The organism is Streptosporangium canum (assembly GCF_900113865.1).
Classification (GTDB): Bacteria; Actinomycetota; Actinomycetes; order Streptosporangiales; family Streptosporangiaceae; genus Streptosporangium; species Streptosporangium canum.
Genome location: NZ_FOQY01000039.1, coordinates 61193 through 78403 on the forward strand (window position 1 = coordinate 61193; position 17211 = coordinate 78403).

At 69.4% G+C, this 17211-nt stretch carries 18 protein-coding genes; 8 read left to right on the plus strand and 10 right to left on the minus strand.

All coding sequences use genetic code 11. The features are described from left to right. Positions 1-32: 32 nt before the first annotated feature. Genes BM085_RS36585 through BM085_RS36595 form a run of 3 tightly spaced genes read right to left on the minus strand, consistent with a single transcriptional unit; the run spans position 33 to position 2194 of the window. Positions 33-1100, minus strand: a complete 1068-nt coding sequence (locus BM085_RS36585; RefSeq protein WP_093891354.1) for a quinone-dependent dihydroorotate dehydrogenase — start codon at positions 1098-1100, stop codon at positions 33-35. A gap of 48 nt (positions 1101-1148) precedes the next feature. After that, positions 1149-1496: an STAS domain-containing protein gene (locus BM085_RS36590; RefSeq protein WP_093891355.1), complete on the minus strand. Its 348-nt coding sequence runs from the start codon at positions 1494-1496 to the stop codon at positions 1149-1151. Beyond that, the gene (locus tag BM085_RS36595; RefSeq protein WP_093891356.1) at positions 1487-2194 is read right to left on the minus strand and encodes a GAF and ANTAR domain-containing protein; all 708 of its coding nucleotides are present in this window, start codon (positions 2192-2194) and stop codon (positions 1487-1489) included. Before BM085_RS36595 ends, BM085_RS36590 begins: the two co-directional genes overlap by 10 nt. A gap of 501 nt (positions 2195-2695) precedes the next feature. Between BM085_RS36595 and BM085_RS36600 the strand changes: the two genes are divergently transcribed. The 7 genes from BM085_RS36600 (at position 2696) to BM085_RS36630 (ending at position 8158) form a co-directional block, all read left to right on the plus strand. After that, a complete protein-coding gene (locus tag BM085_RS36600; protein WP_143121222.1) occupies positions 2696-3079 on the plus strand; it encodes a hypothetical protein in 384 nt (127 codons plus the stop codon). Positions 3080-3131: 52 nt separating this feature from the next. Then, positions 3132-3872, plus strand: a complete 741-nt coding sequence (locus BM085_RS36605) for a phosphatase PAP2 family protein (protein WP_245789914.1) — start codon at positions 3132-3134, stop codon at positions 3870-3872. A 76-nt stretch (positions 3873-3948) separates the two neighbouring features. Further along, positions 3949-4653 carry a phosphatase PAP2 family protein gene (locus BM085_RS36610; RefSeq protein ID WP_093891359.1) on the plus strand — a complete coding sequence of 235 codons (705 nt, stop codon included), beginning with the start codon at positions 3949-3951 and terminating at the stop codon, positions 4651-4653. A gap of 185 nt (positions 4654-4838) precedes the next feature. Continuing rightward, positions 4839-5351, plus strand: coding sequence for an AAA family ATPase (locus BM085_RS36615; protein WP_093891374.1), 513 nt, complete (start codon positions 4839-4841; stop codon positions 5349-5351). A 310-nt stretch (positions 5352-5661) separates the two neighbouring features. After that, on the plus strand, positions 5662-5877 hold the full coding sequence (locus BM085_RS36620) for a hypothetical protein (protein WP_093891360.1): 216 nt from the start codon (positions 5662-5664) through the stop codon (positions 5875-5877). Between the two features lie 421 nt (positions 5878-6298). Continuing rightward, on the plus strand, positions 6299-7108 hold the full coding sequence (gene lepB, locus BM085_RS36625) for a signal peptidase I (RefSeq protein ID WP_093891361.1): 810 nt from the start codon (positions 6299-6301) through the stop codon (positions 7106-7108). A 180-nt stretch (positions 7109-7288) separates the two neighbouring features. Continuing rightward, on the plus strand, positions 7289-8158 hold the full coding sequence (locus BM085_RS36630; protein WP_177245456.1) for a universal stress protein: 870 nt from the start codon (positions 7289-7291) through the stop codon (positions 8156-8158). Here the strand turns inward: BM085_RS36630 and BM085_RS36635 are convergent. From BM085_RS36635 to BM085_RS36655, 6 genes are all read right to left on the minus strand, one after another. After that, entirely contained in the window at positions 8091-10010 is a 1920-nt protein-coding gene (locus BM085_RS36635; RefSeq protein WP_093891363.1) for a glycoside hydrolase family 15 protein, read from the minus strand. The two genes, BM085_RS36630 and BM085_RS36635, sit on opposite strands and share 68 nt — an antisense overlap. A gap of 29 nt (positions 10011-10039) precedes the next feature. Then, positions 10040-10165 (minus strand): hypothetical protein, encoded by a 126-nt coding sequence (locus BM085_RS47075; RefSeq protein ID WP_281249902.1) that lies wholly within the window; start codon positions 10163-10165, stop codon positions 10040-10042. 208 nt (positions 10166-10373) lie between these two features. Then, the gene (locus tag BM085_RS36640) at positions 10374-10748 is read right to left on the minus strand and encodes a DUF2267 domain-containing protein (RefSeq protein WP_093891364.1); all 375 of its coding nucleotides are present in this window, start codon (positions 10746-10748) and stop codon (positions 10374-10376) included. A 207-nt stretch (positions 10749-10955) separates the two neighbouring features. Continuing rightward, a complete protein-coding gene (locus tag BM085_RS36645) occupies positions 10956-12503 on the minus strand; it encodes an extracellular solute-binding protein (protein WP_093891365.1) in 1548 nt (515 codons plus the stop codon). Continuing rightward, positions 12503-14542 (minus strand): vWA domain-containing protein, encoded by a 2040-nt coding sequence (locus BM085_RS36650; protein WP_143121223.1) that lies wholly within the window; start codon positions 14540-14542, stop codon positions 12503-12505. The genes BM085_RS36645 and BM085_RS36650 overlap by 1 nt, the downstream gene beginning before the upstream one ends. A gap of 370 nt (positions 14543-14912) precedes the next feature. Further along, positions 14913-15917 (minus strand): hypothetical protein, encoded by a 1005-nt coding sequence (locus BM085_RS36655; protein ID WP_093891367.1) that lies wholly within the window; start codon positions 15915-15917, stop codon positions 14913-14915. Positions 15918-16234: 317 nt separating this feature from the next. Between BM085_RS36655 and BM085_RS36660 the strand changes: the two genes are divergently transcribed. Then, positions 16235-16897, plus strand: coding sequence for an O-methyltransferase (locus tag BM085_RS36660; RefSeq protein WP_093891368.1), 663 nt, complete (start codon positions 16235-16237; stop codon positions 16895-16897). A 53-nt stretch (positions 16898-16950) separates the two neighbouring features. Here BM085_RS36660 and BM085_RS36665 read toward each other — a convergent pair. Continuing rightward, the coding region (locus BM085_RS36665; protein WP_143121224.1) for an RNA-guided endonuclease InsQ/TnpB family protein at positions 16951-17211 on the minus strand (261 nt) is incomplete at its 5' end.

Here is a 17211-nt window from a genome sequence, read left to right on the forward strand (position 1 = left end):
CAATGTCCAGAGTTACCCTCCTAGGGTATTACTCAGGTCGCGGTGCGGCCGATGATTTCGCGCAGGTCCCTGACACCGTGACGGCGCAGGCGCCGGGAGAGCCCGCGATGGATGCGGTGCGCCCAGAGGGGGCCCTCGTAGATCAGCGCGCTGTAGCCCTGGACCAGGGTGGCCCCGGCGAGCAGCCGCTCCCAGACGTCGTCCACGTTCTCGACGCCGCCGACGGAGACGAGCACCAGGCGGTCGCCCACCCGGGCACGGAGCCTGCGCAGCACCTCCAGCGAGCGGGCCTTCAGCGGGCGACCGGACAGTCCGCCGGTCTCGGTGCTGGAGACGCCCTCGCGGCTGATCGTGGTGTTGGTCGCGATGATGCCGTCGAGCCCGAGTTCGAGGGCCAGGTCGGCGACCGCGTCCACGTCGCCGTCGGCCAGGTCGGGAGCGATCTTGACCAGCAGCGGGGTGCGCCTGGGGGTGCTGTCGGCGACCTCCTTGACCGCCTGGAGCAACGGGCGCAGCAGCTCGACGGCCTGGAGGTTGCGCAGGCCGGGCGTGTTCGGCGAGCTCACGTTGACGACCAGGTAGTCGGCCAGCGGAGCCAGCTCCTTGGCACTGGCCACGTAGTCGTGGACGGCCTCCGCCTCGGGCACGACCTTGGTCTTGCCGATGTTGACGCCGACGACCGCCGGGACGCCTCGGGGCCTGCCCAGCGCTCGGGCCGCGGCGCTCGCACCGGCGTTGTTGAAGCCCATCCGGTTGATGATCGCCCGATCCTTGATCAGGCGGAACAGCCGGGGCCTGGCGTTTCCGGGCTGGGCGTGCGCGGTGATCGTTCCGACCTCGACATGGCTGAAGCCGAGCGCGGACATGGCCTCCACGCAGCCGGCGTCCTTGTCGAAGCCCGCCGCCAGCCCGAACGGGCCGGGGAAGTGCACGCCGAAGGCCTGAACGCGCAGGGCGGGGTCGCGCGGCGCGAGCCGGCGGTGGACGAGCCGCTTGACCACGGGCGTCACCGAGAGAAGGCGGAGCGCGCCGACCGTCAGATGGTGCGCATCCTCCGGGTCGAAGCGGCTGAGGACCTGCGTGAAAACGAATCGATACATCACCGATCAGGTTAGTCCCCCGGCGGGCCGGGGCTCGCCCCGGCCGCGTCACCGGACCGGCGGATCGCTCGCCCCGGCCGCGTCACCGGACCGGCGGATCAGCAGATGCCGGTCGAACCGGAGCAGGCGGAGGAGCCGGAGGACCAGATCGGAGGGGTTTCGGATGACCATCACACCACCCCGGCCGCACACGTGCCCGTCCGCCCAGAGCAAGGTCCTGGCGCCCGCGCAGTCGAGGAAACCCACGTGGGCCAGGTCGAGCACCAGATGCGCGGCGGTATGCCCGGCCATGACACGTCGCAGCTCGGGGCCGGTGACGGCATCGAGATCGCCGTATACGGAGATCTCCGCCCTGTCGTCGCCGACTGCCTGCGATATGACCGTGATCAGCGTAATTCGCCGGCCCCCTCGCCGAGCACCTCGGCCGCGAGGTCGGCGACCCGGCGGCGGCTGTCCCGGGCCTGCTTGCGCAGCCCGGTAAACGCCTGGGCGGCGGTGAGATCGTGTTTGCCCATCAGGTAGCCGACGGCCCGCTCGATGATCACCCGATAGTCGAGGGCGTACTGGAGCTGATCGGCCAGGGCGCTCTTCTCCTCGGCCGCCATCGCCGCGGTGAGCAGTTGCTCGATCACGTCGGCATAGGCGTAGAGGGCCTGGATATCCGACTCATCCCAGTCGTAGGGCTCGGACTGGTAGACGTTCAAGGTGCCCACCGGGTCGCCGCCAAGCCGTACCGGCACTCCGGCGACCGCCCGCACCTCGGGGTGGAGCCGGTCGGCGAGCTTCGGCCAGCGCGGGTCCGCATGCACGTCGGACGAGGTCACCGCGGCGTTCTCTTCGTAGGCGGACACACACGGGCCCTGGCCGAGATGGAGCTGGGCCCCCTCAAGGCTGCGGCCCCGGTCGTCGGTGGCGACCAAGTAGCGCAGATCCTTGCCCTCCTCCGCAAACATCAGACCCGCACCCGAATAGCCGAAAAGCGTGTCCACGACATCCACGGCCCGCTCAAGCTGATGGACTATGCCTGTCGCGGGCGAGGTCGTCTGGAGCCGTCTCAGGCTGGCGACCAGGGCTTCCGGGTCAATGTGCGTCATATGTGTGGCGCCTTTCAGCGTCGACCTGGTTACTTGACTTGCTCACTACGACTGCCCAGGAATAGAGGTCTTATGGGTGAGGTTCCGCAGGACCGTCGCCATGAGCTCGCCGAGGCGTTCTCCCGCCCGGAGTTTCCCGGACCGCCATTTCCCGCGCCGGTTCCAGCCGCCGGCCGTCGTCGTCGGAACCGGCGACCGCGCGCGACCGGTCGTGGTCGCCGATCGACATCAGGGCCACGCCGCCGGCCCCGGGCGTGTCCGCGAAGACGCCCGGAATACGGTCGACGAGCTGGGGGAATTCGACACCTTGGGCCATGAGAGGCTTTCTCCGCGTTGAGGTAGATCCGCGGACGCAAGGCGGAATGAACTGCAGCCTAAAGACTAGTGGTGTGCGACGACTCCGGCCAAGCGGTTCCCGATCCTGCTTATCGCGCTATGGCCGCACATTGCCGTCAATAGATCGTTAAGCGTTTCGCAAACTGGGCGCGACAAGGTAGGGACATGAGCATCTTGTCACGTTCCGTCATCGTCCGTCGGCGTCGCACTCTGGTGCATGTCGTGCTCCGCGATATGGCGGAGACCGGCAACACCACGGTACCGCCCTGGTGGGAGTCCGAAATCCAGCGGGAGTTCGGCGGTCTGGGCGGGTTCCTGGCCGAGCTGAGCCGCCAGTGGTGGACGGCCTACGCCGCGCATCTGGACGCGCTGATCGAGCTCGGTTGCGACGACCCCACCCAGGCGTGGACCGACGTCGCCGAGCAGATGCCGTACCTGCGGGCCGTGCTCGACTCCTACACCGACGAGTCCGCCCTCGCCGAGGCCGAGCGGCGCCACTGCGACGTGCTGCGCTGGACCACCCGGCGGGAAAGCCGCCACGCCGCCTGAGGCTCGCCGATGAAGTGAGGCATATCCCTCAGCCATGGGGTAGCCATAAACGATGGTCAGGCTACTCGATCGTCAAGATCACCATGATTCGGACCGCCGGCTGGGCATGCGGCTCACGGTCGCGACGGCGGCCGTCGCGCTTTTCTCGGTGCCGTTCATCCTGCTGCTGGTCTTCGTGATGTCCTCTTTCGCGCCGCTGAACGACTTCGACGAGAGCGTGGCCTATCGGCTTCATGCGTACGCCCTGGCCAATCCCGGCTACGCGCGCTTCCTCAACGTGGCGACGGAGGTGCTCGGCCCGAACGTGTGGCGCGCGCTGGTGGTGATGGCCGCGGCCTGGTTCTGGTTCCGGGGAGCGCGGCGCCTGGCGGTCTGGGCGGTCGTCACGATCACCGTCAGCGGCCTGCTGAACCTGGCGGTCAAGGAGATCGTCCATCGGGCCCGGCCCGCCCTGCCCGACCCGGTGTCGTGGGCGCCGGGCGCCTCGTTCCCCTCCGGGCACGCGATGGGCGCGGCGACGGGCACATGCGTCCTGGTGCTTCTCCTGCTGCCCTACCTGAGGAGCTGGACCTCCCGCATCGCCGTCTGGGCCGTCGCGGCGGTCCTGGCGGTCTTCGTCGCCTACAGCCGGGTCGCCCTCGGCGTCCACTGGTTCAGCGACGTGGTGGCGGGGATCGCGCTGGGCGTCGTGGTGGTCGCGGGGATCGCCGCGGGGTTCGAGAGCTGGCGCAGGTCCGAGGGGCGCAGGCCGGTCGAGCCGCACAAGGAAGGCGTCGAGCCCGAGGTGTTCTGAAGTAAGAAGCCTCAGGTGTCCTGAAGTAAGAAATCTGAGGTGTTCTGAAGGTAAAAATGAGGGTAGCTCGGGCGCCATGTCTAAAACGTCGGTCGACTTCAAGGGCGTGGCCCGTCTCATCCTGCTGCCACTGGCCGTCATGGCCGTCCTGACGATCGGCGTCGGGCTGCTCATCACCAAGGTCCTGCAGACGACCACCCTGATCGCCAACGACCAGGGGGTCAACGAGCAGCTGGCGGACGGCCGCACGTCGCTCCTGAACGACATCACGGACAAGATGACCAAGCTGTCGGACATGCCGACGATCATCATCGCCACCGCGGTGCTCATCGTCGTCTTCCGGCTGGCGTTCAAGCGCTGGAACGAGTCGATCTTCCTGCTGCTGGCCGTGTTCTCCCAGTCGGCCATCTTCCTGCTGGCGACCGTTTTCGCGCAGCGCAAGCGGCCCCTGGTCCAGCACCTCGACCCCGCGCCGCCCACCTCCAGCTTCCCCTCCGGCCACACCAGCGCCGCGGTCGGGTTCTACTGCGCCGTCGCCCTGGTGCTGACCCTCCACACCCACCGCTACAAGATTCTCAACGTGCTGTGGTGGGCCGTCGGCCTGACGGTCCCGCTGGGGATCGCCTACTCCCGGATGTATCGCGGGATGCACCACCTGAGCGACGTGAGCTGGGGCCTCCTGCTCGGCGCGGTCTGCATCGCGGTGGCCGCCAACGCGCTGCTGCGGCGGCGGCCGATGGCCGGAGACCAGCCGGTGGTGCGGCAGAAGGTCACGGCATAGGGACCCCGTCCGGATCCGCCCAGGAGAGCCGGGGCCGGCTTACTCCGCCACGGCGAACCGCGCCGAGGCCGGATCCGCGGGGGCCGGCGCATGCGGGGGTACGGTCGGCGGGGCACGGGAGCGATCACGCTCGCCGTCCGCGCGACCGGGTGCCGGTCGCCCCATCCACACAGGAGGTCGCGAAGGTGTATGTCATCACCGGCATTCAGGCGTCCGGCAAGTCGACGGTCGCACAGCTGCTGGCGGAACGGCTGCCGCGGTCGGTGCACGTGCGCGGCGACGGCTTCCGGCGCATGGTGGTCAACGGCAGGGCGGACATGACGCCCACCCCCTCCTCGGAGGCCTTGGACCAGCTACGGCTGCGCCACCGGCTGACCGCGACGGTGAGCGACGGCTACACCCGGGCCGGATTCACCGTCGTCGCGCAGGACGTGATCCTGGGCGAGCACCTGACCGAGATGGTGGCCATGATCAAGACCCGGCCGCTGTCCGTGGTCGTGCTGGCCCCGCGCCCCGAGGTCGTCGCCGAACGCGAGGCCGCGCGGGGCAAGAACGCCTACGACGCCTGGGCGATCGGACAGCTCGACCAGATCCTCCGCGGGCAGACCCCCCGCATCGGCCTCTGGCTCGACACCTCGGACCAGACGCCCGCCGAGACCGTCGAGGACATCCTCGCCCACGCGCACAGCGAGCCGTGAGACCGCGAGGCGGCGGAGCCGGAGAGGGAGAGTGGGAAAACCCACAACCGGTAGAAAAGGTCGACAGTGATATAGAGGAGTTTTCCCCCACTTCCTATCCGGTTTTAGATCACGCGAGCCCCGGGGCGACTACATTCGGTGCTGCGGACCAACGCCCACTTGTCACTATCTGTAATTGAATAAATACTCTATGCTACCAAGTAAGATAAAGGCCCGATAGAGAGATTGAAGTCTCCTCTTTAGGGCAGGAGCAGCCAGCCGGCCGGACCCAGCGGTGTTCGACGGCTACCCTCAGGAAGGAAGCCGTCCCATGGACCCCCAACCCGTTCTCTGCCATACCTGCACAGGTGTTCTCCTCGCCAACGACTCCCGCACGTACACGCCGCAGCGAGGGCGCCTGATCGTGACCAACGGATACTGCACCTGCCCGCCCGCCGCGGAAACTCCCGCGGAGCCCGAAGCGCACAGGCAGCAGCCGCAGCAGCAGGAGCGGCTCCCCGGCCAGGCCACGATGGTGAACGTCTGAGAGAACCAGGCCGTCGAGTGAGCCGCCGCGGCATCCGGCCCGTGCCGCGGCCGACGCCTCACTCCGGCGTGCCACGGCGCCGGCGGCGCGGGTTCAGCCCGACAGCCCCCAGGACGCGACCACTGCGAGACCACTCGTCCCGATCAGTCCGATAAGCACCACTATGGCGACGATCCGACGGTTCATGCCTCGGAGCCTAGCGACAGGTCACCGGTGAGGTCGCCCGCCGGACGACCGTCCCGCGGGCCGCGCGCCGTCTCCCCCGCCGATCCGCGCGTTCTTCGCCCCGCGGCGCCAGGTGGCGATCCTCACGCTCTTCGAGCATCTCAACAGGGGGTGCCGGCGGCGAGAATGATTTAGGCTCGTCAGCGTTGACTAGCGAAGACCGGGCTACGGCGTACGCCGCCCCGCCAAGGACGAGGTGCACGTGGTCGCCGAAGACATCGAGCAGTCAGCCAAGAGCGGCAAGAAGAAGCGCTCGTTCTGGTTGGAGTTCCCCCTGCTGGTCGCGGTCTCCCTCCTGCTGGCGCTGCTGATAAAGAGCTTCGTCATCCAGGCGTTCTACATCCCGTCGGAGTCGATGGAGAACACGCTCCTCGTCAACGACCGGGTCCTGGTCAACAAGCTCGTCTACCACACCCGTGACATCGAGCGCGGCGACGTGGTGGTCTTCTCCGGCGTCGACTCCTGGAAGGGGGAGGTCGACCTCCCGGAGCCGTCCAACCCGGTCTCGGCGTTCCTCAACTGGGCCGGCACCGTCTTCGGCGTGGTGCCCGGCGAGAAGGACTACATCAAGCGGGTCATCGGCGTGCCGGGCGACGTCGTGAAGTGCTGCGACGCCAAGGACCGCATCACGGTCAACGGGGTGCCGCTGGAGGAGGAGAGCTACATCTACCCCGACGACAAGCCGTCGGGCAGGCACTTCGAGATCAAGGTCCCGGAGGGACGACTCTGGGTGATGGGCGACCATCGTTCGGTGTCGTACGACTCCCGCTCCCACCAGGGCGACCCGGGGGGCGGCACGATCCCGATCGATCAGGTGATCGGCCGCGCCTTCGTGATCGTGTGGCCGTTCTCCCGCGCCACCACGATCCCGATCCCCGACACCTTCGCCCAGCCCGCGCTCCAGGCCGCCGGGGCGGTCGGCGCCGGGGCGCCGTTCCTGCTCGGGGTCGCCGGGGCGCTGCCCCTGGTGTTCTGGCGCCGTCGCCGCCTGCTGAAGCGGCTCTGAGGACCACGCCGAGGCCGCTGACGGCCAACAGCTCCGCACCCGCATGCCGTGTGCCACTCGCGCACGCATGCCCAGCGCCAAGGGAAGCCCTCTGACCTGGCGTGGCGCTCGCCATCACCGGTGAACAAGACAAGTATGGAGATGAGGGGAACAAGGGGAAAGCAGGGGGAAGAGGTCGCGATGCAGGCAAACGACGGGCGGCCGGTGGTCGCCGGATACGACGGTTCGACATCGAGCAAGCAGGCGCTCCGGTGGGGCGTCAACGAGGCCCGGATGCGATTCGTTCCCCTGGTCGTCTGCCATGCCTGGCAATGGCCCTATCCCGTGCCGCCCGTCTCCCCCGAGACGCTGGAGGCCGTACGGCGGATGGGCCAGCACGTGCTCGACGCGGGAGTGAGCCTCGCGCGCAGCCTGGCGCCCCGTCTGGAGATACGGGGGAAGCTGGTGATGGGGTCGCCGGCGGTCGTCCTGGTGGGCGAGTCGTCCACCGCGGAGCTGGTCGCGGTCGGACCCCGCGGGACGGGCGGCTTCGACGAGTTGCAGATCGGCTCGACCGCGATGCAGGCGGCCGCGCACTCGTACTGCCCGGTGGCCGTCGTCAGGGAGTCCGGCCGGCCCGCCGCGGGCCGCGTGGTGGTCGGGGTGGAGGGCGCCAACGTGGAGCGGTCGGGCCTCGCGACGGCGTTCGAGGAGGCGAAGCTACGGCACGCGTCGCTGCTGGCGATCTGCCTGTGCCCCGAGGAACTCGACGACACGCGGCCGCTGGCAGCCCGCTTCCACGGCACCATCTCGGTGTGGGAGGAGAAGTATCCTCAGGTGAACGTGGAGACCATGGTCGAGACTCGGCCCCACACGGCGGTGATGCACAACGCGGCCGAGCACGCGGACCTGCTGGTGGTCAGCGACCGGGAGCAGGACGACCCGGTCGAGCTGCCGCTCGGCCTGCTCTCCCAGTCGCTGCTGCGCGGGGCGTCGTGCACGGTCACAGTGATCCCGTCGCGGGCGTTCGCCATGTCTTCGAGGTCAGCGAGCCGCGTTCCGCCCGGATGATGTGGATGACCGCGTTGATGAGGGCGAGATGGGTGAAGGCCTGGGGGAAGTTGCCCAGGTGGCGTCCGGTGACGGGGTCGATCTCCTCGGCGTAGAGACCGAGGGGGCTGGCGAAGGAGAGGACCTTCTCGCAGAGCCTGCGGGCACGGGTCTCCTCCCTGATCTCCGTGAGCGCCGACACGAGCCAGAACGAGCAGATCGTGAAGGTCCCCTCCTCTCCGGCCTGACCGTCGTCGGTCTCCTTCGGCAGGTAGCGCATGACCAGGTCGTCGACGGTCAGCTCGTCGGCGATGGCCAGAACGGTGTCGCGGATCCTGGGGTCGGTGGGCGGCAGGAAGTGCACCAGCGGGATGAGCAGGAGTGACGCGTCGAGGGCGTCGGTGCCGTAGTGCTGCCGGAAGATCCCCCGCTCGGTGACCCCGTTGGCGCAGACGTCGGCGTGGATCTCGTCGGCGGCCGCCTGCCAGCGCGCGGCCAGGTGGAAGTCCTGGCGGAGCCGGGCGAGCCGCGCGCCCCGATCGGCCGCCACCCAGCACATGACCTTCGACGAGGTGAAGTGCTTGGGCTCGCCGCGCACCTCCCATATGCCGCGGTCGGGCTCCTGCCAGTGTTTGATGGCGGCGTCGACCTGGCGCCTCAGGATGGGCCAGATCCGCTCGTCCAGGCGGTCCCGGGACCGGGTGTGGATGTAGAAGGAGTCGAGAACCGCCCCCCAGACGTCGTGCTGGTGGTGCTTGTAGGCGGCGTTGCCGACCCGGACGGGCTTGGCCCCCTCATAGCCGTCCAGGTAGTCGAGGATGTGCTCCTCCAGGTCACGCTCGCCGTCGACGCCGTACATGACCTGAAGCTCCTCGTCCCTCTCCGCGACGTCGGCGATGAACCAGAAGAAGTCGTCGGCCTCCCAGTCGAATCCGAGGGTGTAGAGGCCCCAGAGGGCGAAGGTCGAGTCGCGGATCCAGCTGTAGCGGTAGTCCCAGTTCCGGTCCCCGCCCGGCGTCTCGGGCAGGGAGGTGGTCGCCGCCGCGATCAGCGCTCCGGTCGGGGCGAAGGTCAGGCCCTTGAGGGTGAGGGCGCTGCGCTCCAGGAAGCTCCGCCAGGGGTGATCGGGGAAGTCGCCTCGGGCGAGCCAGTGCTGCCAGTGGTGGGCGGTCCACACGAGCCGTTCGTACGCCTCCGCGAAGGTGTAGGGCGGCTCGTGAACGGTCCACGACAGCGCGCAGAAGCGGGTGTCCCCCTCCCGCAGTAGGGTGCGCGCGGTCGCCCGCGCCCCCTCGAACCCCAGCCGCATGTCGGTGGTGAGCTTGAGCTCCAGATTCACCCCGTCTCCCCGGGCGGCGCCCTGGTGGTAGCCCCGGTCCGTGTAGGCCCAGTGGGCCGGCCTGCGCCCGTAGTCGAACACCGGCTCGCAGTCGAGGGTGATCTGCACCTCCCCGCTGACGCAGCGCACCGTGCGCAGCAGCACGTGGCTGGCGTCGTAGTCGGTCGGCGCCCGCCTGTGCGTGTTGGACAGCTCGTCGTCGTGATGCCAGGGCCCTATGAGCAGCAGGTCACGGACGATGATCCAGCCGGTCGGCGTGCCCCAGCTCGTCTCCAGCGCCATGGTGCCCGGCAGGTAGCGGCGCGCGGCCGGCACCCTGATGTCCGCGGGACCGATCCGGAACCCCCCGGCATCCCGGTCCAGCATGGCGGCGAACACGCTGGGAGAGTCCATGCGGGGCAGGCACAGCCACTCCACGTTTCCGCTCGGCGCGACCAGAGCGGTGGCCTCGCAGTCGGACAGGAAGCCGTAGTCCCCGATGGGGGGGAACGGTGAGGCGTCGCAGAGCACGCCCGCCGGTGGATCCATGGTCATGAATGACCTGCTTTCCCTGGAGACCTCGCTCAGGACTCTCCGACGATCAGGTCGGTCTCGGCGGCCTCGATCACCTGCTGCAGCCGGAGGCCGTGACGCACGTCCAGCTCGGGCCGGGTGCCCTGCTCGACCGCTGCCGTGAACTCCCGGTACATCGTGTCGACCGCGTCGGGACGGCCCGGCGCCCCGCACCGGCAAGACCGACGGTGACCGTCATACCACCGACTTTAGGCACCTGCGTCCGCGGTTCGGAAGGCAGGGCCTGGCGGAGAGAGTCGGCCTTCAGGGAGGTCCGCCATGCGCGTGACCACGGGCAGAGGCCGCTCAAGACGCTGTGAGCACGGCGCGGGCGGCCCTCTCCCGTCAGGTCGTGGGCTCGACCATCTCCTGGAAGTCACCGGGGAGCTGGGACATGGCATGGTCGAAGACCTCGTCGGGAATCGACGCGCGCAGCGTCGTGAGGACGGCGCGGACGCCGCCGGTGGCCTCCTGCACGGTCAGCCCGGTCCGGTTGCTCACCCGCACGACGAAACCGTGGAGCCCGAACTGCTCGCTCTTGTCCCTCACGGGAAGCGATTCCCGCAGCGGCTCGGGGAGCTGGAGCGCGAGATTGCGGGCCTCCCCCGCGCTCAGCCTCTCTCCCAGCGCGCCGAGCGTCGCGCGGGTGAGGTCCGCCGCCTCTTCACGCGACAGCCCGGCACGCTCCGCCACCGTCTGGAAGAACTCCTTGCATTCCACATCGATCCCCCCTTGACCGGCTAGCCTTCCCGGTCAGTGCGGGAATCGAACGTCCTGGACGGGATCAGCCCTGGCCAGAGGGGGTGGGAGGGGGAACCGCGGGCCGTCGCGGCCGCCGCTCACCCGCCTCCCGCCGGGGCTCACCGCCTCCGCCGCCCTCCGGATCTCACCACTCCCGCCGTCCCCGGATCTCACTGCCCCCGGGTCTCACTGCCCCTGCCGTCCTTCGGGTTTCCCGCAGTGGGCGAGCGACCTGACCGGTTCCGCGGGCGCTCTGCCCTGCCGCGCGTCGCGCAGGGCGTCGGCGAACCGGGCGAGATCCAGCTCCTTCGCGAGCAGGTCGCCGGTGACCACCGCGCGGGCGCACGAACGGAACACCTCACTGAAAGCGGCGTAGTAGGAATACTGCGGGCGCGATTCGGCCCTGAGCAGGGCTTGGTGGATCTTCGCCGCCAGGTCCTGGAGCATGGGGCCGGTGAGCTCGGTGTCCTCTCCGGTGGGCATGGAGGCGGGACCGTCCGTCGGAGCCGCCGTGGCGCCCTTTCCGGCGGTGGGGGCCAACAACTGGCCGCAGGTGCGCGGATTCTTCTCGTATTCGTCGTAGACGGATTCGAGGACGGGGGGATACCCGCTGCACGCGAACAGCTTCATCTGCGCGTCGTGCCCGGTCAGGAAGTCGATGAGCGTCCTGGCCTTGGCCGGGTTGCCGGAATGCGCGGAGATCGCCAGATTGAACCCGCCGAGGATGCCGGCCCCGGGTAGCGCCGCCATGCCGAAGCGCAGGCGTCCCTGGTCGTCGTACATCGAACGGTCCGTGGCCAGGCGGTGGAACGCGAACGGCCAGTTGCGCATGTAGGCGACGTCGTCATCGCGGAACGCCTGGAGGCTGCTCTCCTCCGCTGAGTTCTTCGACGCCCGCTCCAGGAATCCGTTCCGGAAGGTGCTGAAGGTGTCTTCCTTGGAGAAGTTCTCCGCGCCGCGCGCCAGGACCCCCCTCTCCAGCAGCGCGTGCCAGCGGGAGAGGGCCTCGCGCACGCGCTCACCGGAATCCTCCTCGTCCACCACGATCCGCTCGCCGTCGGTGATCCTCCCGTCCGCGGACAGGATCGCCTCCAGCAGGTTGACCGTCCCTCCCTCGTAGTCACCGAGCTGTACGGAGTATCCGCCGTGCTCGGCGGCGTATTTCCAGAGCTGCTCCATCGTGGTGGGCACGGGCACGCCACGACGGTGGAAGAGGAGAGGCACGTCGGTGACGAAGGGCGCCGCGTACTGGACACCGTCCACCTGGCCGGCTTCCAGAACGTTGTCCACGTAGCGGTTGGCCTCTCCGGGTTCGAGAGGGTAGGGGCGGATGTAGCCGCTGCGGGCGAACTCGGCCATCCAGGCGACGTCCATGGAGAACACGTCGTAGGCGCAGCTCCCCAGCCGGGCCCGGCCCACCATCTCGGCCCGCTCCTCGTCGGTGCGGTCGGCCATCTCCACCAGGGTGACCTGGGTGGTGTGCGTACGGTTCCACTCCTCGATGAGATCGCGGCGGAAGCTCCCGGCGGTGATGTCGGCGCCGGTCGCCACGGTGAGCCGGTTCGGCCCTCCGCAGCCGGTGAAGGAGGAGACGGACGGCGGGGCGCCCTTCCCGGCGAGGGAGACGAGCACCGACGCCAGGGCCAGCCCCGCCACCAGCCCGGCGCCGCCCCAGCGGCGCTGGGCCGGATCCAACCGGCGGAGCAGGTCGCGCGGGCGTCGTGTCACGCTCATCACCGGGCCTTTCCGCGCATGCTGGAGATCAGATGTCTCAGCGCCTGTTGCATGTCGGGGCCCGTCTCGACACAGGCCCGGTATTTCCCGCGCCGCGGGGGCGAGCGGTCGCAGCCGTTGTCGCCGAGAGCCAGGACGTAGAGGTCGGTGACGTGGGGCGCGCGGGCGAGCGTCCTGCCGATGCTCTCCCCCCGCCGCTCGTTGTCGAAGACGCCTCCGTCGGTCATGACGACGAGAGCGCGCCCGGGTGAGCCGGCACGCCCGTTCAGATTCATGATCATGTCCGATACGGGGGCGTCGGAGCCGCGTCCCGTCGCGCCGATGACGCTCTTGGTGAGCTCGTCGAACTCCTCACGGCTCACCGACGGCTGGAGCTCCCTGACCCGGGTCTTCCCGCCGATCCTGGAGAAGGAGCTCAGCGTGAGGTCGTCTCGCGGGGTGATCACGGGCTTGACGTCGGGAAACGCCTCGCGCAGCCGGACGAGCAGGGACCGGGGCGGGGCGGCCATCGAGCCGGACACGTCAAGCGCGATCTCGGCGTCGACGCGGGGGAGGAGGTCGAAGAACTCGCTCTGGGCGTCTCGCAGATCCTTCAGGCCGCGCACGGCCACTCCGGTCTCCGGTTTCCCTGCGGCGCCGTCGCCGAAGAGCGGGTGGGCGGTCAGCCATCCGCGCAGCAGGCCGAGCCCCGCCGCGCGCTCCTCGCTCCGCTCGTTCGGCCAGTCGATCGTGACGAACGGGTAGTCCAGCCTGGAGAGCCCCGGAGAGGGGAACTCACGGAGCTTGTTCCTTCCGCTCGACGCCCCCTCCGGGCAGCGGGGGTCGTTGAACCTCCCGTTGTTGTAGTCCGTCAGGCTGTGAAAGGGGACCACCACGGCCAGGCTCCGGGCGAGGTTCTCGCCCCCGGCTCCCTGAGTCACGGTCTTGAACTGGCAGAGCAGGGAGCTGACGCTCTCGGCGACGATCCCCCGCTGTTCCCGATCCACCACGTCGTCCGCCGTGTCGTCCGCCGCGTCGTCGAGGAGCAGGAGGTCGGAGACCGCGGCGAGCCCGGCGGTGGAGAGCTCGGGCTGCGGATAGCTCACCGACATGCCGGAGTCCGATCGGATGGCGGTCCACAGGTCCCGCAGGCTGTGGCTGCCGGGCCGTTCCAGCGGGAGCCGCTCCCTGATGTCCTCGGCGCGTCCGCTGATCATGCCGATCACCAGGCGGTCGGACGCGACCGTCGGGCCGATGCGCAACGTGGCGCCACCCGCCTTCATCTCGTCGGAGACCAGGCCGGCCTCACCGGTGCTCGTGGCGATCCAGGCGTCGGCACGCGGGCCGTAGAGGCGGCGGAACGGCTCACCCCCCTCCTGTCGCACGTCGTCGCGGTACCAGTTGTCGCCGAGGGCGTAGGCCAGCTCGCCGATCGACGGCGCGACCCCCACCGAGATCGCGTACGGCGCGCAGCCGTCCACCAGCCTGCTCCGGATGAACAGGGCGATGCTCTCGCGCAGGGCGAGAACGTTCTCGGGAGCGGTGACGACACGCAGTTCAAGCGGCCGCTCGCAGTCCGGGGGCCGGATTCTGTGGCTCAGCCACACCCCGCCCTGGACGGCTCCCCACGGGACCATGACGACGGCGGCGCCGAACAGGACGCCGACGTAACCGGCCGACAGCTTGAGCCCGGCCCGTTCCAGCCGCTGGCGTCTCCGGCTCGGCGGCCGGTCCGGGCCGCCGGTCCCGGCCGCCGCCGGGGCACGGCGGCGCGTGACGATCCGCTTCACCGGCTCCAGCAGCCGGCGGAGGAACCTGGAGAAATGTCCCAAGGTCAGGAGAACGGCCACGGCCAGGCCGACCACCGCGCTGGTGAGCAGGGTGAGACCCGTGCCCAGTGCCCGCACGCCCTCCACCAGAACGGTGAAGAGGGCGGTGACGCCGCCGCCGATCAGGGCGGTGACCGCGACCTCCCTGAGCTTCGCGGGGGTGAGGCCGGAGGGATCCCCGTCCGGCCCCCGCGAGCCGTCGCCGGGCGGGGAGGGAGAGGATCCGGCCATGGAGACCACTGCCTGTTCGACGATTTCGAGGGCGGAACTTCACAACGATCGGGGACGGGAGGTGACCCCCCTTCACCTCGCCAATCGCGTTAAATCCTAATCGCCTCATTCGCCTGGCGCGACGGATAGCCGGATTTCCTTTATCCTTTCTAGAGCGCCTGCGGCAAATGTGGATATATGCGAGTTTTACACTCTCCTATATATCAATATTTGTTGTCATAAAATGCCCGGATAGTGGATCATTGCCATTCGGGGTGAAGTTAAAGATCGGCGCACCGGGGGCGAGGTAGGAGGTCGTGAAGGCCGCTGGGACCAGGCCACCGAAAGGCGGGTCCGGGGCGTGCCGGCCGGCGGCGGCCACGGCTCGACATCACGTCGCGTCCGTCCGCGACGTCGGGTCCGTCCCACGTCGGTCCATGAGCGCCTCGCGCACCCGCCGGAGCCTCGGCAATCCGGCCGCCACCCTCTCGGCCCTCTGCCGCATCGTCGCCGGCGTGCCGACTCCCAGGTCATCGAGCAGCTCCTGCAAGGCGGCGGTGCCGTGGGGGGCGAACGTCAGGCACCGTGCGAAAGTGACGACGATCCACCAGGTCGCCTCCCGGTGCAGGCCCTGCTCGATGAGCTCGCGGGTGCCGTCGATGGAGATCTGCCGGGCCTCGGGGGTGAGGTCGCTCCCATACGGCCTCGCCAGGTCGTACGGCACGCGGTCGTAGACGTCGGTCAGCCGCTCCAGATGCGCGGCGACCCGGGACCTGGAGAGGTGCGCGCACCCGAGCCAGTCGAGTAACTCCTCATAGAACCCGGCTTCGCCGTACCTTGTGAGAATCTCCCGGGCCGCCACGTAGCGGCGGCGAACGGTCGGGTTGACGCCGGCGGCCGTCAGGACCACCAGCGTCGGCAGACTGGCCGGGAACACCCAGGAGAGCACCCGCTCGGCGAGCGGCCGGCCGACGTCGAACCGGGTGAGGGCTTCGATACGGCCTTCCAGCGCCGCGCATCGGGCGCGGACCCAGTACGGGCGGGCGAAATCCCTTGCCACGGCGGCATGCAGCGCGGCGAGCGATCCATCCGGATCGGCCACAAGGACGCCTCTGCTCAAGCCGGGTGCCAGGGCCGGCGAGGCCAGCGCCTCCTCCGCCGACTGCAACGGCGCGTAGCTGACCTCCAGCAGCAGGCCCTCATGCCGGAACTTGCCCAGCTTGGGCGGGACCTCGCCGCTCACCATGATCATCAGATCCACGTCCGAGGTGACCGGAAGTTCTGCGTCGACCGGGCGCCAGGCGACCGAGCCGCTGACATAGGCGCCCGCGAAACCGGGAACCCGATGGCCCGCCACCCAGCGCGCCGCCACCGCCCGCGCCTCCCCGACCTTCATGATCCGACTCTAGATCGAATCACGGTCCGACTCTAGATCGAACGCGGGCCGGCCGGGGAGGGACAGCCGCTTGCCGGGATCGAGGTGGATCTCGCCACCCGCATTCCCGGGCCGTGCCGCCGGGACGGCCGCCGCTCCGCGGGAAGAACGGGGACGCGGGCCCTGCGGAGGCCGAGCGGCAGCCCGTAAGGTTCACCCTCGGACTGTCCGGCCGGGGTGCGAGACGCTGTCAGCCGCCGCCTCCCGTGCCCCGCACCGCGAGGAGACTCGCGGCCGGCCGGCGACCCGCCGTGCGAAGAACATCCGAAGGAGACACCATGGACATCGTCAACCCCGCCGTGAACGACTATCTGCTCTCCCACTGCACACCCGCCGACGACCTGCTTCGCGAGCTGGCCGCGGAGACGCGGCAGGCCTTCCCCGATTCCGCGGGCATGCAGATCTCCCACGACGAGGGCGAGTTCCTCACCATGCTGGTCCGGCTGGTGGGCGCGCGACGGGCCGTCGAAGTAGGGGTGTTCACCGGCTACTCGTCGATCTGCATCGCCCGGGGCCTGCCCGAGGACGGTCGCCTTCTCGCCTGCGACGTCAGCGACGAGTGGACCTCGATCGCCCGTGGCTACTGGGACCGGGCCGGCGTGGCCGACCGGATCGACCTGCGGATCGCCCCGGCGGTCGAGACCCTGCGGGCGCTCCCGGCCGAGCCGGTCGTCGACTTCGCGTTCATCGACGCGGACAAGGTCAGCTACCCCCTCTACTACGAGGAGCTGGTCGTACGGCTGCGCCCCGGCGGCCTGATCGTCCTCGACAACGTGCTGCGCGGGGGCCGCGTGCTCGACCCTGCCTTCCAGGACGAGGCCGACGCGGCCATGCGCCAGATGAACGAGACCGTCGTCGGGGACGAGCGCGTCGACTCCGTGATGCTGCCCGTGCGCGACGGCGTCACCCTCGCCCGTAAGCGGTCAGCTTCTCAGCCCTGAAGGGCTGAGCTTGCAGCTCCTCGCCGTCGGTGGCTTCGACGGTTTGGTCCGCGTCAGGCAGCGTGACTCACTGCCCAGCTTGTGACACCGCGTGCGGCGATGTTACGAGCTGCGTTGACGTCGGCGTGCTCAGCGAAGCCGCACGACGTACAGCGGAAGGTTTCCTGGTCCGGCCGGTTCTTCTTGTCCACGTGCCCGCAGGCCGAGCAGCCTTGCGAGGTGTAGGCCGGGTCCATGTAGACCAGAGCGACACCGGCACGGGCCGCCTTGTAGGCAATGAACCGGCCGAGCTGGTGGAAGCTCCACGAATGCAG

Coding starts and splice junctions, on each gene's coding strand:
- BM085_RS36600 (WP_143121222.1), top strand. CDS start 2,696: ATGAGCATCTTGTCACGTTCCGTCATCGTCCGTCGGCGTCGCACTCTG.
- BM085_RS36585 (WP_093891354.1), bottom strand. CDS start 1,100: ATGTATCGATTCGTTTTCACGCAGGTCCTCAGCCGCTTCGACCCGGAG.
- BM085_RS36610 (WP_093891359.1), top strand. CDS start 3,949: ATGTCTAAAACGTCGGTCGACTTCAAGGGCGTGGCCCGTCTCATCCTG.
- BM085_RS36635 (WP_093891363.1), bottom strand. CDS start 10,010: ATGACCATGGATCCACCGGCGGGCGTGCTCTGCGACGCCTCACCGTTC.
- BM085_RS36595 (WP_093891356.1), bottom strand. CDS start 2,194: ATGACGCACATTGACCCGGAAGCCCTGGTCGCCAGCCTGAGACGGCTC.
- BM085_RS36620 (WP_093891360.1), top strand. CDS start 5,662: ATGGACCCCCAACCCGTTCTCTGCCATACCTGCACAGGTGTTCTCCTC.
- BM085_RS36660 (WP_093891368.1), top strand. CDS start 16,235: ATGGACATCGTCAACCCCGCCGTGAACGACTATCTGCTCTCCCACTGC.
- BM085_RS47075 (WP_281249902.1), bottom strand. CDS start 10,165: ATGTACCGGGAGTTCACGGCAGCGGTCGAGCAGGGCACCCGGCCCGAG.
- BM085_RS36630 (WP_177245456.1), top strand. CDS start 7,289: ATGCAGGCAAACGACGGGCGGCCGGTGGTCGCCGGATACGACGGTTCG.
- BM085_RS36645 (WP_093891365.1), bottom strand. CDS start 12,503: ATGAGCGTGACACGACGCCCGCGCGACCTGCTCCGCCGGTTGGATCCG.
- BM085_RS36605 (WP_245789914.1), top strand. CDS start 3,132: ATGGTCAGGCTACTCGATCGTCAAGATCACCATGATTCGGACCGCCGG.
- BM085_RS36655 (WP_093891367.1), bottom strand. CDS start 15,917: ATGAAGGTCGGGGAGGCGCGGGCGGTGGCGGCGCGCTGGGTGGCGGGC.
- BM085_RS36650 (WP_143121223.1), bottom strand. CDS start 14,542: ATGGCCGGATCCTCTCCCTCCCCGCCCGGCGACGGCTCGCGGGGGCCG.